The sequence below is a fragment of the Pseudomonas sp. genome (genome assembly GCF_030696055.1).
In the GTDB taxonomy this organism is placed as follows: Bacteria; Pseudomonadota; Gammaproteobacteria; order Pseudomonadales; family Pseudomonadaceae; genus Aquipseudomonas.
In genome coordinates this window covers 1-23317 of the sequence record NZ_JAUYNP010000207.1, presented here as the reverse complement: position 1 = coordinate 23317, position 23317 = coordinate 1, and the positions used below count along the sequence as shown (strand labels likewise).

Sequence of the window (23317 nt, the reverse complement as noted above, 5' to 3'; positions counted from 1 at the left end):
TGAATGGCACGGTGACAGCGACGCCGCCCTTCTTCGCCGCGGCCTCGACGGCGGCGCAGCCGCCCAGCACGATCAGATCGGCCAGGGAGATCTTCTTGCCGCCGGATGCTGAGGCGTTGAAGTCCTGCTGGATCGCTTCCAGCTTTGGCAAAACCTTGGCCAGTTCGGCCGGCTGGTTCGCTGCCCAGTCCTTCTGCGGGGCCAGGCGAATGCGCGCGCCGTTGGCGCCGCCGCGCTTGTCGCTGCCACGGAAGGTGGACGCCGACGCCCAGGCGGTGCTGACCAGCTGGGAAATCGACAGGCCGCAGGCGAGGATCTTGGCCTTCAGCGCCGCGATATCCTGCACATCGACCAGGGCGTGGTCCACGGCCGGTATCGGGTCCTGCCAGATCAGCACCTCCGCAGGCACCAGCGGGCCCAGGTAGCGGGCGATTGGGCCCATGTCGCGGTGGGTCAGCTTGAACCAGGCGCGGGCGAAGGCGTCGGCGAATGCCTGCGGGTTGGCCATAAAGCGCCGCGAGATCTTCTCGTAGGCCGGGTCCATGCGCATGGCCATGTCGGCCGTGGTCATCATCGGCGCGTGGCGCTTGGCCGGGTTATGGGCGTCCGGCACGGTGGTCGCCGCGGCCGGTTCCTTGGGCTGCCACTGGTGGGCGCCTGCGGGGCTCTTGGTCAACTCCCACTCGTAGCCGAACAGGGTCTCGAAGTAGCCGTTGTCCCACTTGATCGGGTCGGGCGTCCAGGCGCCCTCGATGCCGCTGGTGATGGTGTGCTCGCCCTTGCCGCTGCCGAAGCTGTTCTTCCAGCCCAGGCCCTGCTCCGCGATGCCCGCGCCTTCGGGCTCGGGGCCGACGTTGGCCGGGTCACCAGCGCCGTGCGCCTTGCCGAAGGTGTGGCCGCCGGCAACCAGCGCAACCGTCTCCTCATCATTCATCGCCATGCGGGCGAAGGTCTCGCGGACATCCCGCGCCGAGGCGAGCGGGTCCGGATTGCCGTTGGGGCCTTCCGGGTTCACGTAGATCAGGCCCATCTGCACCGCACCGAGCGGGTTCTCCAGCTCGCGGTCGCCGCTGTAACGCTGGTCGTCCAGCCACTTGCCTTCCGGGCCCCAGTAGATGTCCTCCTCCGGCTCCCAGATATCCGCGCGGCCGCCGCCATAGCCGAAGGTCTTGAAGCCCATCGATTCCAGCGCGACGTTACCGGTGAGCACCAGCAGGTCGGCCCAGGACAGCTTGCGGCCGTACTTCTGCTTGATCGGCCAGAGCAGCCGGCGCGCCTTGTCCAGGTTGCCGTTGTCCGGCCAGCTGTTGAGGGGGGCGAAGCGCTGCGCGCCGGTGCCCGCGCCGCCACGACCATCGGCGATGCGGTAGGTACCCGCGGCATGCCAGGCCATGCGAATAAAGAACGGCCCGTAGTGGCCATAGTCCGCAGGCCACCAGTCCTGGGAATCGGTCATCAAGGCACGCAGGTCCTCGATCACCGCATCCAGGTCGAGGCTCTTGAACGCCTCGGCATAGTTGAACGCCTCGTCCATGGGGTTGGACAGTGAGGAATGTTGGTGCAGGATCTTCAAGTTGAGTTGATTGGGCCACCAGTCAGCGTTCGTCGGGGCTCCACCAGCCACTGTGTGTTTAGCGCCGCCCGCGAATGGGCACTTTGCTTCGTTTGACATGGTTCTCTCCTTTTTTGTTTGCACCTAACCAGGTGCCCCAGCTTGGAGTCTGGGTACCAACCGAGCAAATAGGTTTTAGGTATGGGCTTTATAGTAGCCAGGGAATCTGCAGCCATAAGCGGGGGGCATCGACCTCGCTTTCGTAGGCGCTTTTGAGCGCCATAGTTTTTAGCGAGTCTCGCCGCTTATCAGTGTCCGCCCAGGGCAGAAGGCTGCTGAAAAAGGCCTAAAACTTAGGCTGGTGGAGCGTCACTAATGCCAGCAAAATCCTGAGCCAAACCTGCTGTTTCAATTCAACCCTGTATGCAGACAACGAGCGATAACAACATGGACCAACCAAGCCAAGCAGAACCGGCCAGCGACGCGGAAGTTTTCGCCTATATGCAGCGCCAGCTGCGCTCCGGGCGGGTCAAGCCGGCCGTGCTGGTGGAACTGACGCAGAAGGCCTTTGCCGAAGTATCCCGCGAGCGGATAGTGGACTGCTTCAACAAGCTGGATTCGTCGCTGCTCAAGCGCTAACAGATGCCGGGGGAACTGGCCGTGATTATCCAGAAGCCCTCGACCTCCGCCGTCTAACCCGGCCTGCCAGGAGTCACACAATGACAACCACTCTGCGCGCAGTGCAAGGCGATATCACGGCCCTGACGGTTGAGGCCATAGTCAACGCGGCGAACGCCTCGCTGCTCGGCGGTGGCGGCGTCGACGGCGCCATTCATCGCGCCGCCGGAGCGCAGTTGCTGGAGGCCTGTCGTGGCCTGGGCGGCTGCCAGACCGGCGAGGCCAAGCTGACCCAGGGCTACCTTTTGCCCGCCCACTATGTCATCCACACGGTCGGGCCGGTCTGGCATGGTGGCAACCAGGCGGAGGCCGAACTGCTGGCGTCCTGTTATCGCCGCTCGATCGAGATCGCTACTGCCCAGGGCATCCGCAGCCTGGCCTTCCCCTGCATCAGCACGGGTATTTACGGCTACCCGCTTGAACTCGCGGCCCAGGTCGCGGTGAGTTCGGTGCGGCAAGCGCTGCAGACCTTCGGCCATCTGGATGAGGTGATCTTCTGCTGTTTCTCGGCCCACGACCTGCAGCTTTACCAACGCCTGCTCGACGCTGCGCCTAGCCCGTCAGCTTCGCCCTAGAGCAGAGCTTTCACGCCAAGCCTATGGCAAGATTCGCCACTGCTGCTTGCCCCGCTTTCCCGAATGCTTTAAGCCTGCGCCAGGCTCTCTCGGAGATTTACATGATTCGCCAGCAATCCCCTATCCCGCTGCTCGCCCTGATCGCAGTCGCCTGCTTCGCCATGCTCGGCGGTGCCTTGTTGTTGCAGCACCAGTTCGGCTGGGAGCCTTGCACCCTGTGCGTGCAGATCCGCCTGTGGCTGCTCTGTGGCGGAGTGATCAGCCTGCTGATACTTACGGCCGAGGCGATCGGCCAACGCTGGTTGACCCTGCCGTTCTGGCCCTTGCTGCTGGCCGCGGGTGGCATGGCGTTATACGACAATACTCATCTGGTGCTGATCGAGACCGGCGTGCTGGATAGCTTTAGCTGCTCGCCCTTCCCCTTCTATGCCTTCTACCTGCCCCTGCATGAGTACCTGCCGGATGTGTTTATGAGCGCCGGGGTCTGTGGCGAGAACGACTACCGCATCCTCGGGCTGCCCTTTACCAGTTGGACCCTGCTCAGCGTCGCCCTGCTGTTCGGCTTGATGCTGTTTAGCGCCTGGCGGGCCCTGCGCTTTCGGCGCTAATCGGTAGGGAATCTATCCGCAGCAGTCGTTTAACCGCCTCGGTGAACTTTATGGACCTGCTGGCCGCACAATCGAAGCGCAGCATCCCACGTACGGTCTGGGCCCTGGGCTTGGTCAGCCTGTTTATGGATATGTCGTCGGAGCTGGTGCACAGCCTGCTCCCCCTGTTTCTGGTGGGCACCCTGGGCGTAAGCATGTTGACCGTCGGCTTGATCGAGGGCGCGGCAGAGGCCACCGCCTTGATCGTCAAGGTGTTCTCCGGGGCGCTCAGCGACTTTATCGGCCGGCGCAAAGGCCTGTTGCTGCTCGGCTACGGCCTCGCCGCGCTGACCAAGCCCCTGTTTCCCCTGGCCACCTCGGCGGAGCTGGTGTTTAGCGCGCGCCTGCTCGACCGGATCGGCAAAGGCATTCGCGGCGCGCCGCGCGATGCGCTGGTCGCGGATGTGGCGCCGGCGGCCATCCGTGGCGCCTGTTTCGGCCTGCGCCAGTCGATGGATACGGTGGGCGCCTTTCTCGGGCCTATCCTGGCGATCCTGCTGATGCTGTGGTTCGCCCAGGATATTGCCCTGGTGCTGTGGTTTGCCGTGATCCCGGCGCTGTTGGCGGTAGGCCTGTTGCTGGTCGGGGTCAGAGAAGAGCCACAAGAAGGAGCGGCTCGGCCCTTTCGCGCACCCATCCACCTCGGCTTGCTCAAAGCGTTCTCGGGCGCTTACTGGTGGGTCGTGGGCATAGGCGCGGTCTTCACCCTGGCGCGTTTCAGCGAAGCCTTTCTGCTGTTGCGCGCCCAGCAACTGGGCTTTTCCGCTGCCTGGGTGCCCCTGGTGATGGTGGTGATGGCCGGCTTCTATATGCTCTCGGCCTACCCCGTGGGTAAATGGTCAGACCGCGTCAGCCGCAGCGCCCCGCTGAGCGTCGCTCTGCTGCTGTTGGTCCTGGCCGACCTGGTACTGGCCTATGCCACATCGGTGCCCCTGGTGCTGCTGGGCGTGGCTTTGTGGGGCCTGCATATGGGGTTTAGCCAGGGCATTCTGGCGGCGCTGGTGGCGGACAGCACGCCCGCCGAGTTCAAGGGCACCGCCTTTGGCCTGTTCAACCTGGTCAGCGGGGTCGCGCTGTTGCTGGCCAGCGTACTGGCCGGTTGGCTCTGGCAGCTTTATGGCGCCGCGACGACCTTCTACGCCGGCGCCGGCTTTGCCGCCCTGGCGTTACTGCTGCTATTGGGCAGGCGGCGACTGGTTTAAATCCGCCTGCAACTGCGCGTTTTGCCAACCACCGCCCAGGGCGGCGATCAGCTGCACGCTGGCGGTCAGGCGGCTGCCCAGCAGGCTGAGGTTGCTGCGTTCGTTGCTTAGCGCGGTGGCCTGCACGCTGACCACGCTGTTGAAGTCGACCGAGCCGGCGCGGTACTGGTTTTCGATCAGGCGCAAGGATTCCCGGGCGGCGTCCAGGGCCTGCTGCTGCACCCCAGCCTCCTGTTCCAGCACGCGCAGCTGCACCAGGGTGTCCTCCACCTCGCGGAAGCTGTCCAGCACGGCCTGGCGGTATTGCGCCACGGTCTGCTCGTAGACGGCTTCGCTGCGTTCCAGCTCGGCGCTGCGCGCGCCGCCATCGAACAGGGTCAGGGCCAGCTGCGGGCCGAGGGACCAGAAGCGATTGGGCAGTTCGACCCAGTCGGCAAAGCTGCTGCCGCGATAGCCGCCACTGGCGGAAATGGCCAGGTCCGGGTACCAGGCCGCTTCGGCCACGCCGATCTCGGCGTTGGCGGCTATCACCCGGCGCTCGGCGGCGGCCACATCCGGGCGGCGTTCCAGCAGTTGCGACGGCAGCGCCACGGGAATCTGCGGCAGGCTCGGCAGTTGCTCACGCGCGGCGATGCTGAGCTCGCTAGGCGGCACGCCGATCAGCACGGCAATCGCATGCTCCAGCTGGGCGCGTTGCCACTTCAGGTCGATGGCCTGGGCCTCGGTGCTTTTCAGCTGGGTCAGGGCCTGGCTGACATCGGATTTCGGCACTATGCCGGCGTTGTATTGGTTCTCGGTGAGCTTCAGCGAGCGCGCATAAGCCGCCACCGTGGCATCCAGCAGGCGCTGCTGATCGTCCAGCACCCGCAGCTGCAGGTAGTTCTGCACCAGCTCGGCTTGCAGACTGAGTTTCAGCGCGGCCAGGTCGGCGGCGCTGGCCTCGTAACCAGCGCGGCTGGATTCCAGGGAACGGCGTAGCTTGCCCCAGATATCCAGCTCCCAGGCGGCGCTTAGGCCGAGGTCGTAGCTGGTGGAGACGCCGGCGGCGCTCGACCCTGTGCCGCTGGACGAACGTTGGCTGCCGCTGCCCTGCCCGCTACGGCTGGCGCCGGCGCTGCTGGACAGGCTGGGGTAGAACGCCGCTCGCGCACCGCGCACCAGGGCGCGGGCCTGACGATATTGCGCGGCGCTGGCGGCCAGGTTCTGGTTGGAAATACTTAGTCGTTCGACCAGGGTATTTAGCTCGCTGTCGCCATATAGCTGCCACCAGCTGCCGCGTTCCAGGGCATCGCCGGGCTTGGCCTGGGTCCAGCCTTCGCTCTGCTTAAACTGCGCCGGGGTGGATAACTCAGGACGCTGGTAATCCGGGCCGATGGCGCAGGCGCTTAGGGCCAGGCCCACAACCAAATTCAGGGCGAGCAAAGTGGGTAAGGCAGCTAGAGCTTTCATAGCGGGGTTTCCAAGGCAGCGTCGGTGCGCACGCCACGCCAGCGGTTGACCCGATGGCGCAGGCGGTCGAAATACAGGTAGATCACCGGGGTGGTGTAGAGCGTCAGCAGCTGGCTGAGGACCAGCCCGCCGACAATGGTGATACCCAGCGGCTGGCGCATCTCCGCGCCTTCGGCGCTGCTCAGCATCAACGGCACGGCGCCGAGAATGGCCGCCAGGGTGGTCATCATGATCGGGCGGAAACGCAGCAGGCAGGCGCGGCGGATCGACTCTTGCGGGCTCAGCTGCTGCTGGCGCTCCAGCTGCAGGGCCAGGTCGATCATCAGGATGGCGTTCTTCTTGACGATGCCGATCAGCAGAAACAGGCCGAGCAGCGAGATCAGGCTGAATTCGATGCTCATCAGCTGCAGGGCGAGCAAGGCGCCGACACCGGCCGAGGGCAAGGTAGAGAGGATGGTCAGCGGGTGGATATAGCTCTCGTACAGCACGCCGAGGACGATATACACCACCACCAGGGCCAGCAGGATCATCCACGGCTGGTTCTGCTGGGTCTGCTTGAACGCACCGCCGGTACCGCCCATAACGCCCTGCACCGCGGTGGGCAGGTTAAGCCGCGCCACGGTTGCCTCTATCGCCTGGCTGGCCTGCTCCAGGCTGACCCCTTCGGCCAGGGCGAAGCCGATATTCTCCGCGGCGAACTGGCCCTGGTGGTGCACCCGGTCTTCCTCCAGGCTGCGCTCCCAGCGGGCGAAGCTGGACAAGGGCACCCGCGCGCCGTCTGCGGTTATCAGCTGGATCTGCTCGAGGGTTTCCGGGTACTGGGCGAACTGCGGATTGATCTCCAGCACCACGCTGTACTGGTTGAGCGGCTGGTAGATGGTGGAAACCTGGCGTTGGCTAAAGGCGTTGTTCAGCACCGCGGTGATCATCGCCATATCCACGCCCAGACGCTTGGCCGCGTCGCGGTCGACCTGCAGGCGAATCTGCTGGGTGCCTTCGACTTCCTTGACGTCGAGATCGGTCAGCTCAGGCAGCTCGCGCAGCGCCTCGCGCACTTTCGGCAACCAGATACGCAGCTGTTCGAGGTCATCGGACAGCAGCATATATTCGTTCTCCGAGCTGCGCCCTTCGCGCCCGCCGACCTGCAAATCCTGGTCGGGCATCAGAAACATGCGCCCGCCCGGCACGTGCGGCACCGACTGGCGCAGGCGATTGATCACCTCCTGGGAGCTGGCCTGGCGCTCGGTGATAGGTTTGAGCCGCACTATCATAAAGGCGTTGCTGATACCGCCTGAGCCGCCGATAAAACCGGCCACGCTATGCACCGCCGGGTCGGCCAGCACGGCGCGGCGGTAGATTTCCATCTTCGGTTGCATGACCTGGAACGACAGACCGTCGTCGCCGCGGATCATGCCGATCAGCTGGCCGGTGTCCTGCTGCGGCAGAAAGGTCTTGGGCACGCTGACAAACAGAAAGACGTTCAGCGCTATGGTCGCCAGCAGGCTAAACAGCATCAGCAAGGAATGCTTTAGCGCCCAGTCCAGGCTGCGGCTATAAAACGCCAACACCCGGGTTTGCAGACGCGCGCCCAGACGCCGCAACGCATTGTCCGGCTGTTGCAACTCGGCGCCCTTAAGCCAGCGCGCGCAGAGCATGGGCGTCAGGGTCAGCGACACCAGCAGCGACACCACTATGGCCACCGCCAGGGTGATGGAGAACTCGCGGAACAGCCGCTCGACCAGGCCGCCCATAAACAGGATGGAGATAAACACCGCGACCAGCGACAGGTTCATCGCCAGCAGGGTGAAACCCACTTCCCGCGCGCCTTTCAAGGCTGCGGCCATGGGCGTTTCGCCAGCCTCGATATGCCGCGAGATGTTTTCCAGCACCACTATGGCGTCGTCCACCACCAGGCCGGTGGCGATGATCAGCGCCATCAGGGATAGGTTGTTCAGGGAAAAATCCAGCAGGTACATCACCGCAAAGGTGCCGACCAAGGATACCGGCACCGCCAGCGCCGGGATCAGCGCCGCGCGCCAGCGGCCGAGGAAGGCGAACACCACCAGAATCACCAGGACCACGGCGATCAGCAGGGTCTGCTCGGCCTCATGCAGGGTGGCGCGGATCACCGGCGAGCGGTCCATGGCCACTTGCAACTCGATGCTGGCCGGGATCACCGCTTGCAGGGCCGGCAATTGCTCGCGAATACCGGCGATGGTTTCGAGGATATTGGCTCCGGTCTGGCGGTTGATCACCAGTAGCACGGCCTGCTCGTCGTTATAGAAGCCGCTGTTATAGCGGTCCTCCACGTCATCCGTGACCTTGGCCACATCGCCCAGGCGTACGGCGGCGCCGTCCTGATAACGGATGATCAACGGCAGGTAATCGGCGGCCTTGTCCAACTGGTCGCTGGCCTGCACCTGCCAATGCCGCTCGCCCTCTTCCACCGCGCCCTTGGGCCGCTTGGCGTTGGCCGTACTGAGAGTCTGGCGCACCTCGTCGAGGGCGATGCCGTACTGGTCGAGCAGGCGCGGCTCCAGGGCCACGCGCACCGCCGGCAGGGAACTGCCGCCGATCTGCACCTCGCCGACTCCGCTGACCTGGGACAGCTTCTGCGCCAGGATGGTGGCGGCCACGTCGTACAGCTGGCCCTTGCTGAGCACCTTGGAGGTCAGCGACAGCACCATGATTGGTGCCTGCGACGGGTTGACCTTGCGGTAGGTCGGCATGCTGCGCATACCGCTGGGCAGCAGCTCACTCGACGCATTGATGGCTGCCTGCACCTCGCGGGCGGCGGCGTTGATGTCGCGGTCCAGTTCGAACTGGAGCATGATCCGCGTGCTGCCCTGGCTGCTGCGGCTGTTCATCTGGCTGATGCCGGCGATGGTGCCGAGCGAGCGCTCCAGCGGCGTGGCCACGCTCGACGCCATGATCTGCGGGCTGGCGCCGGGCAGGCTGGCCTGCACGGTGATGGTGGGGAAATCCATCTCCGGCAGCGGCGCCACCGCCAGCAGGCCGAAGCTGACGCCGCCGAGCAGCAGAATCGCCAGGCTCAGCAGCAAGGTGGCCACGGGGCGGCGAATAAAGGGCGCGGACAGGTTCACAGCACAGCCCCTGTAGGAGCCAGCTTGCTGGCGATGCTTCTGTGTTGCCCACGATCGCCAGCAAGCTGGCTCCTACGCAAAACCCTCATACCGCCACCCCCGCTGCGCTACGGCCACTGATACGCCGCGACAGGCGATCGAAGTAGAGGTAGATCACCGGCGTGGTGAACAGCGTCAGCACCTGGCTCAGCAGCAAACCGCCGACCATCACCAGGCCCAGCGGCTGGCGCAGTTCGGCGCCGGAGCCGCTGGCCAGCATCAGCGGGATGGCGCCAAACAACGCGGCCAGGGTGGTCATCAGAATTGGGCGGAAACGCAGCAGCGCGGCCTGGTAGATGGCCGCCTCGGGCTGCATGCCCTGGTTGCGTTCGGCGTCCAGGGCGAAGTCGATCATCATGATCGCGTTCTTCTTGACTATGCCGATCAGCAGGATGATGCCGATGATGGCGATCAGGCCCAGGTCGTTGCCGGTCAGCAGCAAGGCCAGCAGCGCGCCGACGCCGGCAGAGGGCAAGGTCGAGAGGATGGTGATGGGGTGGATATAGCTCTCGTAGAGCACCCCCAGCACTATGTACATGGTGACTATGGCCGCCAGGATCAGCAGCAAGGTGCTCGACAAGGAGGCGCGGAAGGCTTCTGCCGCGCCCTGGAACTGGCTCTGCACCCCGCCCGGCAGGCCGATGTCCTGTTGCACCCGCTCGATCACCGCCACCGCTTCGCCCAGGGCCACGCCTTCGGCCAAATTGAACGACAGGGTGGCGGCCGGGAATTGGCCGATATGGTTGGTCAGCAGGCTGGCGGCGCGCTCCTCGATGCGCGCCAGGCTCGATAGCGCCACCTGCTGGCCGTCGGCGGCCTTGACGTGGATCTGCCGCAGCGCCGCCGGGCCTATGCTGCCGGCATCCTGGCTTTCCAGCACCACGCGGTACTGGCTGGCCTGGGTGTAAATGGTGGAAATCTGCCGCTGGCCGAAGGCGTCGTACAGCGCGTTATCGATATCGGCGATGCTCACGCCGAGGCGCCCGGCCATATCCCGGTCGTTCTGCAGGAACACCTGCAGGCCGCGGTTCTGTAGGTCGCTGGCGACATCGGTAAGCTCCGCCTGCTCGCGCAAGGCGCCAACCAGCTTGGGCACCCACTCTTCCAGCAGCGCCAGGTCCGGCGACTCCAGGCTGAACTGGTACTGGGTGCGGCTGACTCTGTCCTCGATGGAGAGGTCCTGCACCGGTTGCAGGTACAGCTCGATGCCCGGCAGGCGCGCCAGCTGCGGACGCAGGCGTTCGATCACCTGGCTGGCGGTCACATCGCGCTCGGCGCGCGGCTTGAGATTGATCAGCACGCGACCGCTGTTCAGCGTCGGGTTATCGCCATCCACGCCGATATAGGACGACAGGCTGGCCACCGCCGGGTCCTGCAGTATCACCTCGGCCAGGCGCTGCTGACGCTCGCTCATGGCGCGGAAGGAAATCGACTGCGGCGCCTCGGAAATACCCTGGATTACCCCAGTGTCCTGCACCGGAAAGAAGCCCTTGGGCACCGCCAGATAGAGCAGCACGGTCAGCCCCAGGGTGGCGATGGCCACCAGCAGGGTCAGCGGCTGGCGCTTAAGCACCCACTGCAACCACAGGCCGTAGCGGGCGATCATGGCATCGATCACGGCGCCCGCAGCGCGGTAGAAACGGCCCTCCTCCTCGGGCTTTTCCACCTTGAGCAGGCGCGCGCACATCATCGGCGTCAGGCTCAGGGAGATCACCAGGGAAATCAGGATGGCCACCGCCAAGGTGATGGCGAACTCGCGGAACAGGCGCCCCACCACGTCGGCCATAAACAGCAGCGGAATCAGCACGGCGATCAGCGAGATGGTCAGCGAGATCAGGGTGAAGCCGATCTGCCTGGCGCCCTTGAGCGCGGCATTCAGCGGGGTCTCGCCCTCCTCCAGATGGCGCGCGATGTTTTCCAGCATGACGATGGCATCGTCCACCACGAAACCTGTGGCTATGGTCAGGGCCATCAGGGTCAGGTTGTTGAGGGTGAAACCGGCCAGGTACATCACGCCGAAGGTGCCGATCAGCGACAGCGGCACCACTATGGAGGGAATCAGGGTGGCCGACAGCTTGCGCAGGAACAGGAAGGTCACCAGCACCACCAGGGCGATGGCCAGCAGCAGCTCGTATTGCACCCCTTTTACCGCGGCGCGGATGGTCTCGGTGCGGTCGGTCAGCACGCTGACCTCGACGCTGACCGGCAGGCCTTCGGTCAGGCTCGGCAGCAGCTGCTTGATGCGGTCGACCACCTCGATCACGTTGGCGCCGGGCTGGCGCTGCACATTGACCAGCACCGCCTCGCTGCGGTTGGCCCAGGCGGCCAGGCGCTGGTTCTCGGCGCCGTCGATGATAGTGGCGACATCCTTTAGGCGCAGGCTGGCGCCGTTCTGGTAGTCGAGGATCAGCTCGCGGTACTCGTTGACGGATTTCAGCTGGTCGTTGGCATCCAGCTGCGACACCCGGGTCGGGCCGTCGAAGTTGCCCTTCGGCTGATTGACGTTGCTCGCGGTGATCAGCGTGCGCACGTCACTGAGGTTCAAGCCGTAGGCCGCCAGGGCTTGCGGGTTGACCCGCAAGCGCACCGCCGGGCGCTGGCCGCCGGCCAGGCTGACCAGGCCGACGCCACTGGTTTGCGCCAGTTTCTGTGCCAGGCGGGTGTCGACCAGGTCGAATACCTGGGGCAGCGGCAGGGTTTTCGAACTGATGGCCAGGGTCAGCACCGGGGTGTCGGCCGGGTTGACCTTGTTGTACACCGGCGGTGCCGGTAGGTCGCCCGGCAGTAGATTGCTCGCGCCATTGATCGCCGCCTGCACCTCCTGCTCGGCCACATCCAGGCGTACCTCCAGGTTGAAGCGCAGGGTGATCACCGAGGCGCCGCCGGAGCTGGTCGAGGACATCTGCTTAAGGCCTGCCATCTGGCCGAACTGGCGCTCCAGGGGGGCGGTCACCGCACTGGTCATCACATCCGGGCTGGCACCTGGATAGAGAGTCAGCACGCGGATGGTCGGGTAATCCACCTCCGGCAGGGCCGACACCGGCAGCAGGCGGTAGGCGATCAAACCGCTGAGGAAGATCGCCAGCATAAGCAGCGTGGTGGCGACCGGCCGCAGGATAAACAGGCGCGAGGCGTTCATTGGACTTGCGGCGCTCGGCCAGTGTCTGGCACTTCCTGGCCGTTCTGCGCGGTGGCCGGCGTATCGCCGATCACCTCGACCTTATTGCCCGAACGCAGGCGATCGGTGCCTTCCAGCACCAGGCGATCACCCGGGTTGAGCCCGCTCGCAACCACGGTCAGCTGGCCATCACTGGGGCCGGCGCTAATAGGCGTCAGCTGCACCTTGTCCTCGGCGTCTAGCACATAGGCGAAGGTGCCGGTCGCGCCGAATTGCAGGGCGGCCGAGGGCATCAGGGTGACGCCTTCCAGGGTTTTAACCCGCAGGCGCACATTGACGAACTGGTTGGGGAACAGCAGTTCTTCGGCGTTTTCGAAACGCGCCTTGAGCTTGACCGTGCCGGTGGCGGTGTCGATCAGGTTGTCGACGCTCTCCAGTTGGCCTTCGGCCAGTTTCACCCGCTCGCTGCGGTCCCAGGCTTCGACCAGCAGCTTGTCCCCCGCGCGCAGTGGCTGGACCACGGCCGGCAATTCGGCTTCCGGCAGGCTGAACAGCACGGCAATCGGCAGGGTCTGGGTGATCACCACCAGGGGCAGCGCATCGCCGGCGCTGAGCAGATTGCCCACATCGGCCTGACGCAAGCCGAGACGGCCGCCAATGGGCGCGCGGATCTGGGTGAAGTCCAGGTTCAGCCGCGCCGTGGCGACATCCGCCTGCAGGCTCTTGAGGCTGCCACTGTATTGATTGACCAGGGCTTGCTGGGTATCCAGGGTCTGCTTGGCGATGGAGTCTTCGGCATACAGGCCGCGGTAGCGCGCCAGGTCCAGCTCGGCGTTCTGCAGTTGCGCCTGGCTCTCCTGCAACTTGCCCTGGGCCTGTTGCAGAGCGATTTGGTAGGAGCGCGGGTCGATCACCGCCAGCAGATCGCCGGCCTTGACCTGCTGGCCATCCTTGAACAGCAGCTTGACCAGCTCGCCCTCCACCCGGCTGCGCACATTTACGGTGTTATAGGCGGTGACGGTACCCAGGGCCTTGAGCTCGAGGGCAAAATCGCCCTGACCGACAGTCGCCACGCGCACCGGCACCGGTCCGCCGTCACGCCAGTGGCCGCCACGCTGCGGGGCAGCAGGGCTGGGCCAGAACCAGTAGATCAGCAGGATGATGGCCGAAAGCATAAGCAGGCCAAGCAACCATTGGCGCGACTGTTTAGCTGAACGGGCGGTAAGTAGTGGATCAGGCATGGCAACGATCACTTGCTTGGGGAGGCTGAACGATAAGCACTATCAGCCAGCAAGCAAAGCCTCTTTACCGCCTATTTACCTTTCCCTCGGGTTACTAAATGTCTGATCCACAAATAAAAAATGGTCGGGAGGGATATTTAACGTCGCGCAGCGACGGCCCGAAGGGTGACCGCCATGGATGGCAGGCCAATAAAAACGGCCTGCTAAGCAGGCCGTTCGACGCTCTATTGCCAGGCGTTACTTGAGTACGGCCAGGGCGGCGACGTAGTCCGGCTCGTCGGCGATTTCGCTGACCAGCTCGCTGTGCAGCACCTTGTCGTTTTCATCCAGCACCACCACGGCACGGGCGGCAACACCGACCAGCGGGCCGCTGGCGATGGCTACGCCGTAGTTCTTGAGGAAGTCGGCACCACGCATGGTCGACAGATTCAGCACGTTATCCAGACCTTCGGCACCGCAGAAACGCGCCTGGGCGAACGGCAGGTCGGCGGAGATGCACAGCACCAGGGTGTTATCCAGTTTGCTGGCACCGGCGTTAAAGGTGCGTACCGAGGTGGCGCAAGTCGGGGTGTCGACGCTGGGGAAGATGTTCAGCACTTTGCGTTTGCCAGCCAGGCTTTCCAGGCTGATGTCGGCCAGGCCAGCGCCAACCAGGGTGAAGGCCGGGGCTTTCTGGCCGACTTGCGGCAGTTGGCCGGCGACTTCTACCGGGGAGCCTTTGAGAGTGACTTTTGCCATGGGAGCGATCCTTTTCTGCGAAGTTGAGAGCGGTAAATAAGTAAGGCCGTGAGCCCGCCAAATGGCAAGTCTCAGGCCCTTAATCGGCGCGCAATAGTAACTGACCGGCGAGTCAGACTGTAGCGTTGAGCGCCACGACTGATAAATTTTCCACGAAATAACCCTGCTCAGTTTTACCAGAGGGCCAAGTCTGAATAGCTAGGCGCTGGCCTTGATCGCCGGCTGCGGGCTGGGGTGGAAGAACACATGCTCGATAATGGGCCCGACCGCCACCTCACCTATCTCCTGGTAACCCTGGCGCTTGTAGAAGTCCAGGTAATGGGCGTTGCCGGTATCCAGCACCACACCTTGCGAGCCGGCATCTTCGGCGCACCAGTTGTGCAGCGCCTCGAGCAGTTGCTCGCCGAGGTGCTTGCCCTGGTATTCCGGGTGCACGCCCAGCAGCGGCAGCACGTGGTAAGGCCCAGGCGGCAGGCAGGCGATGACCGCATCGTGGTACTCGAGGTAGCGCTTGGTGCAGCGAAAGCCGGTGGTCAGCAGCATGCGCATGCGCCAGTTCCAGCTCTCGGTGATGTCCATGCGCCGTTGCGGTGGGGCGATCAGGGCCATGCCGATCAGACGGTCGTCGATCAGCAGGCCGATGGCCGGCAAGTCCTCGCCGAAGTGCTGCTGCACCAGTTCGCGCACTGTGGCGCGCACGCGCTGGTCATAGCCGGGACGCTCGGCTTCGAACAGGTAGGCGAAGGTCGGGTCATGGCGGTAGGCGTGATACAGCAGCGAGCGCGCCTCGCGGGCATAACCGCCATCGAGCATACGAACTTCAGCAGGACTGTTGGGCATAGGCTGACCTCTATTCTTGTGTATTTATCGGGCCTAAGAACCTGTTTACGATCTCGCGAGCTAGAGTCAGACAAGGCGCTACGTAGTAACAGCCGAAGGCTGGTCAAAACGCCGAGGAAGCGCAGTTTACGAGCTGTAAATGAGCATTCCGAGGCTGTTTTTAACGCCGGATGGCCGACGCGCAGCAGATCGTAAACAGGCTCTGGGGCCAAGGTAGCACCGCTATCGGATGGCCGCCAGACAGCTGGCCGCCCCCCAGCTAATCGGCTAGCATCGCCAGCTTTCCCGAGCCAAACCCAGGACTGCCGCCCATGAAGATCGTCTCCTTCAATATCAATGGCCTGCGTGCGCGCCCTCATCAGTTGGCGGCGTTGATCGAGAAACATCAACCCGATGTGATCGGCCTGCAGGAAACCAAGGTGGCCGACGAGCAGTTCCCCGAGGCGGAGATTCGTCAACTGGGTTACCACGTGCATTACCACGGCCAGAAAGGCCATTACGGCGTCGCCCTGCTCTCGCGCCAGGCACCGCTGGAGTTGCACAAGGGCTTTCCCGGTGATACGCAAGACGCCCAGCGGCGCTTTATCTATGGCACCTTCGCCGATGCCCAGGGCAACCCGATGACCGTGATGAACGGCTACTTCCCCCAGGGCGAAAGCCGCGACCACCCGACCAAGTTCCCCGCCAAGCAGCGCTTTTATGCGGATCTGCAGCAATTGCTGCTTAGCCAGTTCAAGACCGAGCAGCCGCTGGTGGTGATGGGCGATATCAATATATCCCCCGAGGATTGCGATATCGGCATCGGCGAGCCCAACCGCCTGCGTTGGCTGAAAACCGGCAAGTGCAGCTTTCTCCCGGAAGAACGCGAATGGCTGGCCACCCTGAAAAGCTGGGGCCTGGTCGACAGCTTCCGCCAGCTCAACCCGGCGGTGAAGGATAGATTCAGCTGGTTCGACTACCGCAGCCGCGGCTTCGAAGACGAACCCAAGCGCGGCCTGCGTATCGACGTGATCCTCGCCTCCCAGGCCTTGCAAGCGCGCATCCAGGACGCCGGCATCGACTATGAACTGCGCGGTATGGAGAAGCCCTCGGATCACGCGCCGATCTGGCTGGCGCTTAGCTGACATCCAGTCCGCAATGACCCGGCTGTAGCTGCCTTGGATTGCATCCGGGCTACACAACTTGGTTTCCGTGCTAAAGCCTCGGGTTAGAGCACTGCATAAGGATCAGTGACTGTCATATTGCAGTCACTTTTTTGTCTTATCGTCGTGCCACTCTCATTCACCACAAGGTGTTTGCCGCATGTCGCGCGCTCCCTCCACGTCCGCCCTCGATACCTGGCTGCGTACCGCTAGCTTTCTGCTGTTGGGTTCCATCTGCTATGCCCTGCCCTGGTCGGTATTCGCCGCCCTGCCGATACCCGCCGATAACAGCAGCGTGCTGCGCATCCAGGGTTCCAACACCATAGGCGCACGGCTCGGGCCGGCGCTGGTCAAGGGACTAATGGAAGAGCAAGGGCTGAGCGCCATTCGTATCGAGGCCGGCGACGCCGAGAACGAGCAGAAGGTGATCGGCAAGACCGCCGATGGGCAACGGGTGATCATCGAAGTGGCCGCCCACGGTTCGGGCACCGGCTTTACCGCCCTGGCGGATGGCAGCGCCGATCTGGCCGCCTCCTCGCGCCCGATCAAGGACAGCGAGGCGACCAGCCTGGCGGCCTTGGGCGATCTGAAGAGTCCCAGGGCCGAGCAGATCATCGCCCTCGACGGCCTGGCGATTATCCTGCACCCGAGCAACCCGCTCAGCGCCCTGAGCACCGAACAATTAGCGCAGATCTTCGCCGGGGAGATTCGCGACTGGGCGCAGCTTGGCGCCCCCGCCGGCCCCATCAGCCTGTACGCCCGCGATGACAAGTCCGGCACCTTCGACACCTTCAAGGAGTTGGTGCTCAGCACCAACGGCAAGGCACTGGCTGCGCAAGCCAAACGCTTCGAGTCCAGCGAGAAACTCTCCGACGCGGTCAGCCAGGACCCCAACGCCATCGGCTTTATCGGCCTGCCCTATATACGTCAAGCCAAGGCCGTGGCGATTGCCGCCGGCGACTCGCTACCCATGCAGCCCAGCGCCACGCTAATCGCCACCGAGGACTATCCACTGTCGCGCCGTCTGTTCTTCTACAACTCGCCGCAGGTGCAAAACCCCTGGGCCCAGGCGCTGCTGAAATTTGCCCACAGTGACAAAGGCCAATCCATAGTCGAGGCTAACGGCTTTATTGCCCAGACCGTGCGCACGATGAGGGTCAATGCCAGCAGCCAACTGCCCGCCGTTTATAAGGAACTGGCCCATCAGGCACAGCGTCTGACCGTCAACTTCCGCTTCCAGGAAGGCAGTACCCACCTAGACAACAAAGCGCAGCGCGACCTGGGTCGGTTGCTCGAATACCTGCAGGTACAGCAAAAAACCCATCGCAAGGTCGTCTTGGTTGGCTTTGGCGATCCCCATGCCAGTGCAACGCGGGCCGAGATTCTCTCCAAGTGGCGTGCACAGGTGGTGCGTCGAGAACTGTCCAAGGCGGATGTATTAATCGAAAAACTGCATGGCTTTGGTGGCGAGATGCCCGTGGCCAGCAACCAGATCGATGAGGGCCGGAGTAAGAACCGCCGGGTCGAAGTCTGGGTTTACTGATCGACGCGCCATGCCCGGGTAAGAATCTGTAACGTCCGGGCATTTGCCGTACCGGCGCATCCGCTCTAGCCTTATGCGTATGTGACGCCGGGCCCCTCTGACGGTGACTTGTTTACCGTGATGTCGGAGTCACTAAGTTGATTCTCAACTTAGGCAGACGACAGGGAGGGCCCATGACCGCTCTACATGCCTTTCTAACCAGCCCCTTTCTCGGCACCCCCAGTTGGTTCTGGCTGGCCTTTATGGCCATTGTCCTGGGGCTGCTGGTACTCGACCTCGGCGTGCTCCACCGCGACCAGCATGAAATCGAGATGCGTGAAAGCCTGCTGCTCTACAGCGGCTATTTCAGCGTCGGCCTGCTGTTCGGTGGCTGGGTCTGGTGGCAGCTAGGCGCGACCAAGGCGTTGGAGTTCTACACAGGTTTTCTGATCGAACAATCGCTGTCCATGGACAACGTGTTCGTCATGGCGATGATCCTCGGCTTCTTCGCCATTCCCCGGCGCTATCAGCACCGCGTGCTGTTCTGGGGCATTCTCGGGGTCATAGTACTGCGCGCGCTGATGATAGGTCTGGGCACGGCGCTGCTGCAGCAGTTCGAGTGGATGCTCTACCTGTTCGGCATCTTCCTGCTGCTGACCGGGGTGAAGATGCTGTTCAGCCGGCAGGAACAGCACCCGGACCTGGCGCAAAACCCGCTGCTGAAATTTCTCCGCCGGCATCTGCGCGTCAGCGCCGAGCTGCACGATGGGCGCTTTCTCGTGCACCTGTACGACCCCGGCGCGGGTCGGCAGCTGCTCTACGCCACCCCGCTGTTGCTGGCATTGGTGCTGATCGAACTGGCCGATCTGCTGTTCGCCGTGGACAGCGTGCCCGCGGTATTCGCCATTACCCAGGACCCCTTTATCGTCTACACCTCGAATATTTTTGCGATTCTCGGCCTGCGCTCGCTGTATTTCGCCCTGGCCGCGCTGATGCACCGTTTTATCTACCTGAAATACGCGCTGGCGCTCGTGCTGATCTTTATCGGCGGGAAGATTTTCCTGCAAGGCTTCATCGGCAAGATTCCAGCTCTGGTATCCCTTAGCGTAACCTTTACCTTGTTAGCCGGCGGCGTGCTGCTGTCCTTGCTCAAGACCCGCGACAAGTCGGCTTAAGGGGAACTGAATGGATGTACGGATCGAGGCCCTGCAGCGCCATGGCCGCACCTTGTGGCAGGTGCGCATGGGGCCGCGGGGGCTGACCTTTCATGAAGAATTGGCGGCGCGCACCTTTGCCGCCCAACTGCATCAACGCCTGCAGTGGCTGCGTCAACTCGCCGAGAGCGATAGCCACGCCCCGTAACCAGACTAAATTCGCCCAGCGCTAGCAGCCGGCGAGAAACTCGCCTAACGGTCGCGGCAGCTGTACGCCATAGCCCTGCACATAGTCGATCCCCAGCTCAGCCAGGCGCGCGCGGATGCTGGTTGTTTCGACGTATTCGGCAATGGTTTTGCGCCCCAGCACATGGGCGATCTCGTTGATCGACTTGACCATGGCCAGATCGCTGGGCGAGCGCTCGATTTCCTTGACGAAGCTGCCGTCAATCTTCACGTAGTCCACCGGCAGGCGCTTGAGGTACTCGTAGGAGGAGAACCCGGTGCCGAAATCGTCGATGGAGAAGGTACAGCCAAAGCGCTGCAGGTAACGCACCAGGTCGGCGGTTTTGGTCAGGTTGGCCACGGCGGCGGTTTCAGTCAACTCGAAGCAGATTTTCTCCGCTGGTACCGGATAGTCCTCGAACAGGGCCTCGATAAACTCGAGCAGCTTGTCGTCATTCAGGCTGCTGCCGGACAGGTTGATCGACAGGCCACTGCACTGCTCCCAGATACTGGGGTGCTGCGCCAGCTCGCTGAACACCCGCTTGAGCACCCAGCGATCGACCTTGGTCATGCGGTTATAGCGCTCGGCGGCGCTGATAAAGTCCAGCAGATTGAGTTCGTTCTGCATCACCAGCAGCACTTCATAGTGCGGCAATTGCTTATCCGTTAGTGCGGCCGGGGCTATTTGCTGCACGCGCAGGCTGAGTTCGCCACGCTCGACTATATCGTCCACGCGCCCGGCTATGGCCATCAAGCCGGTGCGCGCGCCGTCGATGTCATCGCTGTAGATATGCACCCGGTTGCGTCCCGCTTCCTTGGCGGTATTACAGGCCATCTGCAGGTCGCGGAACAGGTTGATAACGTCGTGGCACTCGCTGGTCAGCACTATGCCCAGGCTCATGGTCACGCCGTGCGAGTGGCCCTGCCATTCCAGTGGGTTGGCCTCGATGGTGGCGCGCAGCTGTTCGGCCAGCTGGCTGGCCTGAACGACGTCGGCCTGGGGCAGAACCACGGCGAAATCCACCCCGCCGATGCGCGCCAGGGTCGCAGTCGTTGGCAGCTGCGCGGTCAGCAGGCTGGCGGTGTGCTTGAGATAGGTATCGCCGGCCAAGGGGCCGAAGCTGGAATTGAGCACGCTGAACTGGTCGATATGGCCGTAGATAAAGGCGCTGGGCTCGCTGCTGGCCAGCGCCTGCGCCACTGCGGCCTCGAAACTGCGGCGATTGAGCAGGCCGGTCAGCTCGTCGTGGCTGCGGGCATAGGCAATATCGCGGTACAGCTTGCCGACTATGTTCTCCAGGTGGTCCTGAATCACCCCTTGGCCCTCGGGCGCCGAGGTGCCTATCCAGCCGGTGGCAAGCTGGTTCATCAACTCGTGGGCGGTGAAACTGCCGGCTTCGCGCCCTTGCCGGTCGACCAGGACGTAGTGATCGCTGTCCGCATTGGCCCAGACCAACTGCAGGTGCTGACCCCGCTGCGTCACCAGCCAGTCGCCTTCGCTGAGTTGCTGCACCCGTTCGCGCCAACGCTGCAAGGCCGGTTCCAGACTGTGCACGGGCGGTTCGGGCGGCAGCTCGAGCATGCCAACCAGCTCGACTGCCTGTTCGCCCAGCAGTTGCTGCTGCAATTGCTTGAGCACTGGGGTATGCCGGTACTGACCCGGCAGGAAACTCTCCATGCGCTTGCGCAGCAACTCCAATATCGGCCCGGACTCATAGGCCCGCTCGACGGGATCGAGCTCCCCGTTCTCGGCGTTCGGCGCTGTCTGCAACCAGCCATTGAGTTGGCGAATAACCGCCAGGTCGTCCAGCCACTCACCACTCTCCGGCCCATGGCGGATCAGCTCGTGCACCAGCAGTTCGCGCCAGCCCACCTCCAGCCAATCGAGCAGCACCTTGGGAGCGTGGCTGCCAAACAGCTTGCCCAGTTCGCGGCCGACCTGTTCCCGCGCGTGCTCCAAGGCATCACGGCCACGGTTGTACTGACGCACGCGGTCGGCATTGTTGTTGTAGGCACGCTGCTGCAGGGCCAGCAGATGCTCGAGCTCCTGATTGCATTGGCTGAACACCGCGCTGTCGCCCTGATAATCCTGCACTATCCCTTCAATCAGCTGCTGTACGCGGTTTTCCAGGGCGTGATTGGGCGGATCGGAGAAATCACAGAGGCGTATCAGCTTGTCCAGGGTGGCGCGCACCGGATGGGTCGCATCGGCAAAGGCCGCAGATTCGAGCATGGCGGCCTGGGCCACGGGGACCATCAGGCGGCGCAGCGCCGGCTTGATATCCTGGGCTATGACCTCCTCTTGCTCGATATGCTGGAACAACTCGGCCACCACCCCGGCATCGTCGCGTTGGCGCGGCGACAAGGCCGCCCCGGCCGCGCTCAGCTCGCGCAGAAAACCCTGGGCCGACCAGCCTTCCGGCGGTGGGCTGAGGCTCTGCACCTGGGCCAGTGCTTGTTGCAGCGCCGCGCCATCTACCGCTGGCGCGGCGGCAGTTTCGCCAGTGGCATGCGCATCGACCGTGGCCTCGGAGCCCACCGCGCGCAAGTGTTGAATCGCCTGGTAGGGTGCGTCCGGCTCCCGGGCCGCGCGCGCGCGTTGTCGCTCCTGGGCCGGGTGCACGACCGGGTCGACCCGCGGCTCGATCTGGAATTCGCCGAAGACCGTATCCAGCTGCTTGAAATAGGCGTGCAGCACATGACCCAGTTCCTTCGCCGCCACCGCGTAGAAGAGCTCACGGACCATGGGCAACTGCTCGCGCAAATGCAGGCGTGCCTGCAGCGCGCGCACCATAAACTCCAACGACAGGGGACTCTCGCGGTCCTTGGCCGCCGCTCCGGTCACCGCATTCAGTCTGGCGCAGCTGCGCCACTCCATGACGCCCAGGGGTTCGCGCAACTGGCGCACCAGACGGCGGGCCTCGAGCATTTCCTCCACTTCGGCATCATCGACCAGCTGCCACTCGCTGCCACTCGAGGGCGCCACCGCCTGCGGGGTGATGCCGGAGGGCAGCAGGGCCAGGATGGCTTCGATGGTTTCTGCAATGGCACGCTCGCGCAGGGCTATGCACAGGCGCAGAAAGTCCTCACAGCCTTGGGCTTCGAAATTACTGCGCGCCGACAAGCGCTGTTCTTTCAGCGCTCGAGCCGTTGCATCAAACAGGCCCTCCAGGCAGGGGGGCAAATGTGTGCTGACGGCCTGACACAATGCATTCATCACTGCAGAGCGCTGCTGCATCTGCATAGCTTCCCCCACATCCTGTAATGACCCTGTTATCGCTCTACCACTATAGACCGCATATCGTATTAAGCAGGCCACTACAGGCCGCCAGCTTGTCGCTGTGGCAGCCGAACGGGTGGCGATGAATAAAGCAAAAACGCCAAGGCCCGCAATGGCGGGCCTTGGCGTTTGCTACTGACGGCTGGAGTTCAGCGTTTAACGGCTGGCTTTGGCCATGTCCTTGGACATGTATTTGCCGATCTCGAACTTGCCGATGGCCATGCGGTGTACTTCGTCCGGGCCGTCGGCCAGGCGCAGGGTGCGCTGCATGGCGTACCAGTAGGCCAGCGGGAAGTCGTTGGAGACCCCGGCGCCGCCGTGGATCTGGATGGCGCGGTCGATCACCTTGAGTGCGACGTTCGGCGCGACCACCTTGATCTGGGCGATTTCGCTGGCGGCGATCTTGTTGCCCACTGTGTCCATCATATAGGCGGCATTTAGCGTCAGTAGGCGCGCCATATTGATCTCCATACGCGAGTCGGCGATGTGATCGATATTGCCGCCCAGGCGCGCCAGGGGTTTACCGAAGGCGGTACGGTTGACCGCACGCTCGCACATCAACTTCAGCGCACGTTCTGCCATGCCGATGGAGCGCATGCAGTGGTGGATACGGCCTGGGCCGAGGCGACCCTGGGCAATCTCGAAGCCGCGACCCTCACCCAGTAACACGTTTTCGTAAGGCACCCGCACATTGTCGAACAGCACTTCGGCGTGGCCATGGGGCGCGTCGTCGTAGCCGAACACCGGCAGCGGGCGCAGCACTTTCACCCCTGGCGCGTCCATCGGCACCAGAATCATCGAGTGCTGCTGG

17 protein-coding genes are annotated in these 23317 nt (G+C 63.6%); 8 read left to right on the top strand and 9 right to left on the bottom strand.

Features of this window, described 5'->3' with window-relative positions:
• Positions 1–1672, bottom strand: a 1672-nt coding sequence (gene katG / locus Q8Q83_RS11980) for a catalase/peroxidase HPI (protein WP_305623999.1), incomplete at its 3' end; no start/stop codon positions are given.
• 327 nt (positions 1673–1999) lie between these two features.
• Here katG and Q8Q83_RS11975 point away from each other — a divergent pair.
• From Q8Q83_RS11975 to Q8Q83_RS11960, 4 genes are all read left to right on the top strand, one after another.
• Positions 2000–2191, top strand: a complete 192-nt coding sequence (locus tag Q8Q83_RS11975) for a hypothetical protein (RefSeq protein ID WP_305623997.1) — start codon at positions 2000–2002, stop codon at positions 2189–2191.
• An 80-nt stretch (positions 2192–2271) separates the two neighbouring features.
• Positions 2272–2805, top strand: coding sequence for an O-acetyl-ADP-ribose deacetylase (locus Q8Q83_RS11970; RefSeq protein WP_305623995.1), 534 nt, complete (start codon positions 2272–2274; stop codon positions 2803–2805).
• Between the two features lie 101 nt (positions 2806–2906).
• Complete coding sequence (locus tag Q8Q83_RS11965) at positions 2907–3413, top strand: disulfide bond formation protein B (RefSeq protein WP_305623993.1); 507 nt, start codon at positions 2907–2909, stop codon at positions 3411–3413.
• Between the two features lie 50 nt (positions 3414–3463).
• Positions 3464–4654 carry an MFS transporter gene (locus Q8Q83_RS11960; RefSeq protein WP_305623991.1) on the top strand — a complete coding sequence of 397 codons (1191 nt, stop codon included), beginning with the start codon at positions 3464–3466 and terminating at the stop codon, positions 4652–4654.
• Here Q8Q83_RS11960 and Q8Q83_RS11955 read toward each other — a convergent pair.
• The 6 genes from Q8Q83_RS11955 to Q8Q83_RS11930 all read right to left on the bottom strand — a co-directional run bounded on the left by Q8Q83_RS11955 (position 4628) and on the right by Q8Q83_RS11930 (position 15183).
• Entirely contained in the window at positions 4628–6103 is a 1476-nt protein-coding gene (locus Q8Q83_RS11955) for an efflux transporter outer membrane subunit (RefSeq protein ID WP_305623990.1), read from the bottom strand. The two genes, Q8Q83_RS11960 and Q8Q83_RS11955, sit on opposite strands and share 27 nt — an antisense overlap.
• Positions 6100–9207: a multidrug efflux RND transporter permease subunit gene (locus Q8Q83_RS11950; protein ID WP_305623988.1), complete on the bottom strand. Its 3108-nt coding sequence runs from the start codon at positions 9205–9207 to the stop codon at positions 6100–6102. The genes Q8Q83_RS11955 and Q8Q83_RS11950 overlap by 4 nt, the downstream gene beginning before the upstream one ends.
• An 85-nt stretch (positions 9208–9292) precedes the next feature.
• A complete protein-coding gene (locus Q8Q83_RS11945; RefSeq protein ID WP_305623987.1) occupies positions 9293–12385 on the bottom strand; it encodes an MdtB/MuxB family multidrug efflux RND transporter permease subunit in 3093 nt (1030 codons plus the stop codon).
• A complete protein-coding gene (locus Q8Q83_RS11940; protein ID WP_305623985.1) occupies positions 12382–13605 on the bottom strand; it encodes an MdtA/MuxA family multidrug efflux RND transporter periplasmic adaptor subunit in 1224 nt (407 codons plus the stop codon). The genes Q8Q83_RS11945 and Q8Q83_RS11940 overlap by 4 nt, the downstream gene beginning before the upstream one ends.
• 237 nt (positions 13606–13842) lie before the next feature.
• The gene (tpx, locus tag Q8Q83_RS11935) at positions 13843–14343 is read right to left on the bottom strand and encodes a thiol peroxidase (protein ID WP_305623983.1); all 501 of its coding nucleotides are present in this window, start codon (positions 14341–14343) and stop codon (positions 13843–13845) included.
• Positions 14344–14541: 198 nt separating this feature from the next.
• Positions 14542–15183, bottom strand: coding sequence for an N-acetyltransferase (locus tag Q8Q83_RS11930; protein WP_305623981.1), 642 nt, complete (start codon positions 15181–15183; stop codon positions 14542–14544).
• A gap of 311 nt (positions 15184–15494) precedes the next feature.
• Between Q8Q83_RS11930 and xthA the strand changes: the two genes are divergently transcribed.
• The 4 genes from xthA (at position 15495) to Q8Q83_RS11910 (ending at position 19209) form a co-directional block, all read left to right on the top strand.
• Positions 15495–16307 (top strand): exodeoxyribonuclease III, encoded by an 813-nt coding sequence (gene xthA / locus Q8Q83_RS11925; RefSeq protein WP_305623979.1) that lies wholly within the window; start codon positions 15495–15497, stop codon positions 16305–16307.
• Between the two features lie 178 nt (positions 16308–16485).
• The gene (locus tag Q8Q83_RS11920) at positions 16486–17868 is read left to right on the top strand and encodes a phosphate ABC transporter substrate-binding/OmpA family protein (RefSeq protein WP_305623977.1); all 1383 of its coding nucleotides are present in this window, start codon (positions 16486–16488) and stop codon (positions 17866–17868) included.
• A gap of 173 nt (positions 17869–18041) precedes the next feature.
• On the top strand, positions 18042–19022 hold the full coding sequence (locus Q8Q83_RS11915; protein ID WP_305623975.1) for a TerC family protein: 981 nt from the start codon (positions 18042–18044) through the stop codon (positions 19020–19022).
• A 10-nt stretch (positions 19023–19032) separates the two neighbouring features.
• Entirely contained in the window at positions 19033–19209 is a 177-nt protein-coding gene (locus Q8Q83_RS11910) for a hypothetical protein (protein WP_305623973.1), read from the top strand.
• Positions 19210–19230: 21 nt separating this feature from the next.
• Here Q8Q83_RS11910 and Q8Q83_RS11905 read toward each other — a convergent pair whose 3' ends face one another.
• A complete protein-coding gene (locus tag Q8Q83_RS11905) occupies positions 19231–22443 on the bottom strand; it encodes a DUF1631 family protein (protein ID WP_305623972.1) in 3213 nt (1070 codons plus the stop codon).
• A gap of 219 nt (positions 22444–22662) precedes the next feature.
• The coding region (locus Q8Q83_RS11900) for an acyl-CoA dehydrogenase family protein (RefSeq protein ID WP_305623970.1) at positions 22663–23317 on the bottom strand (655 nt) is incomplete at its 5' end.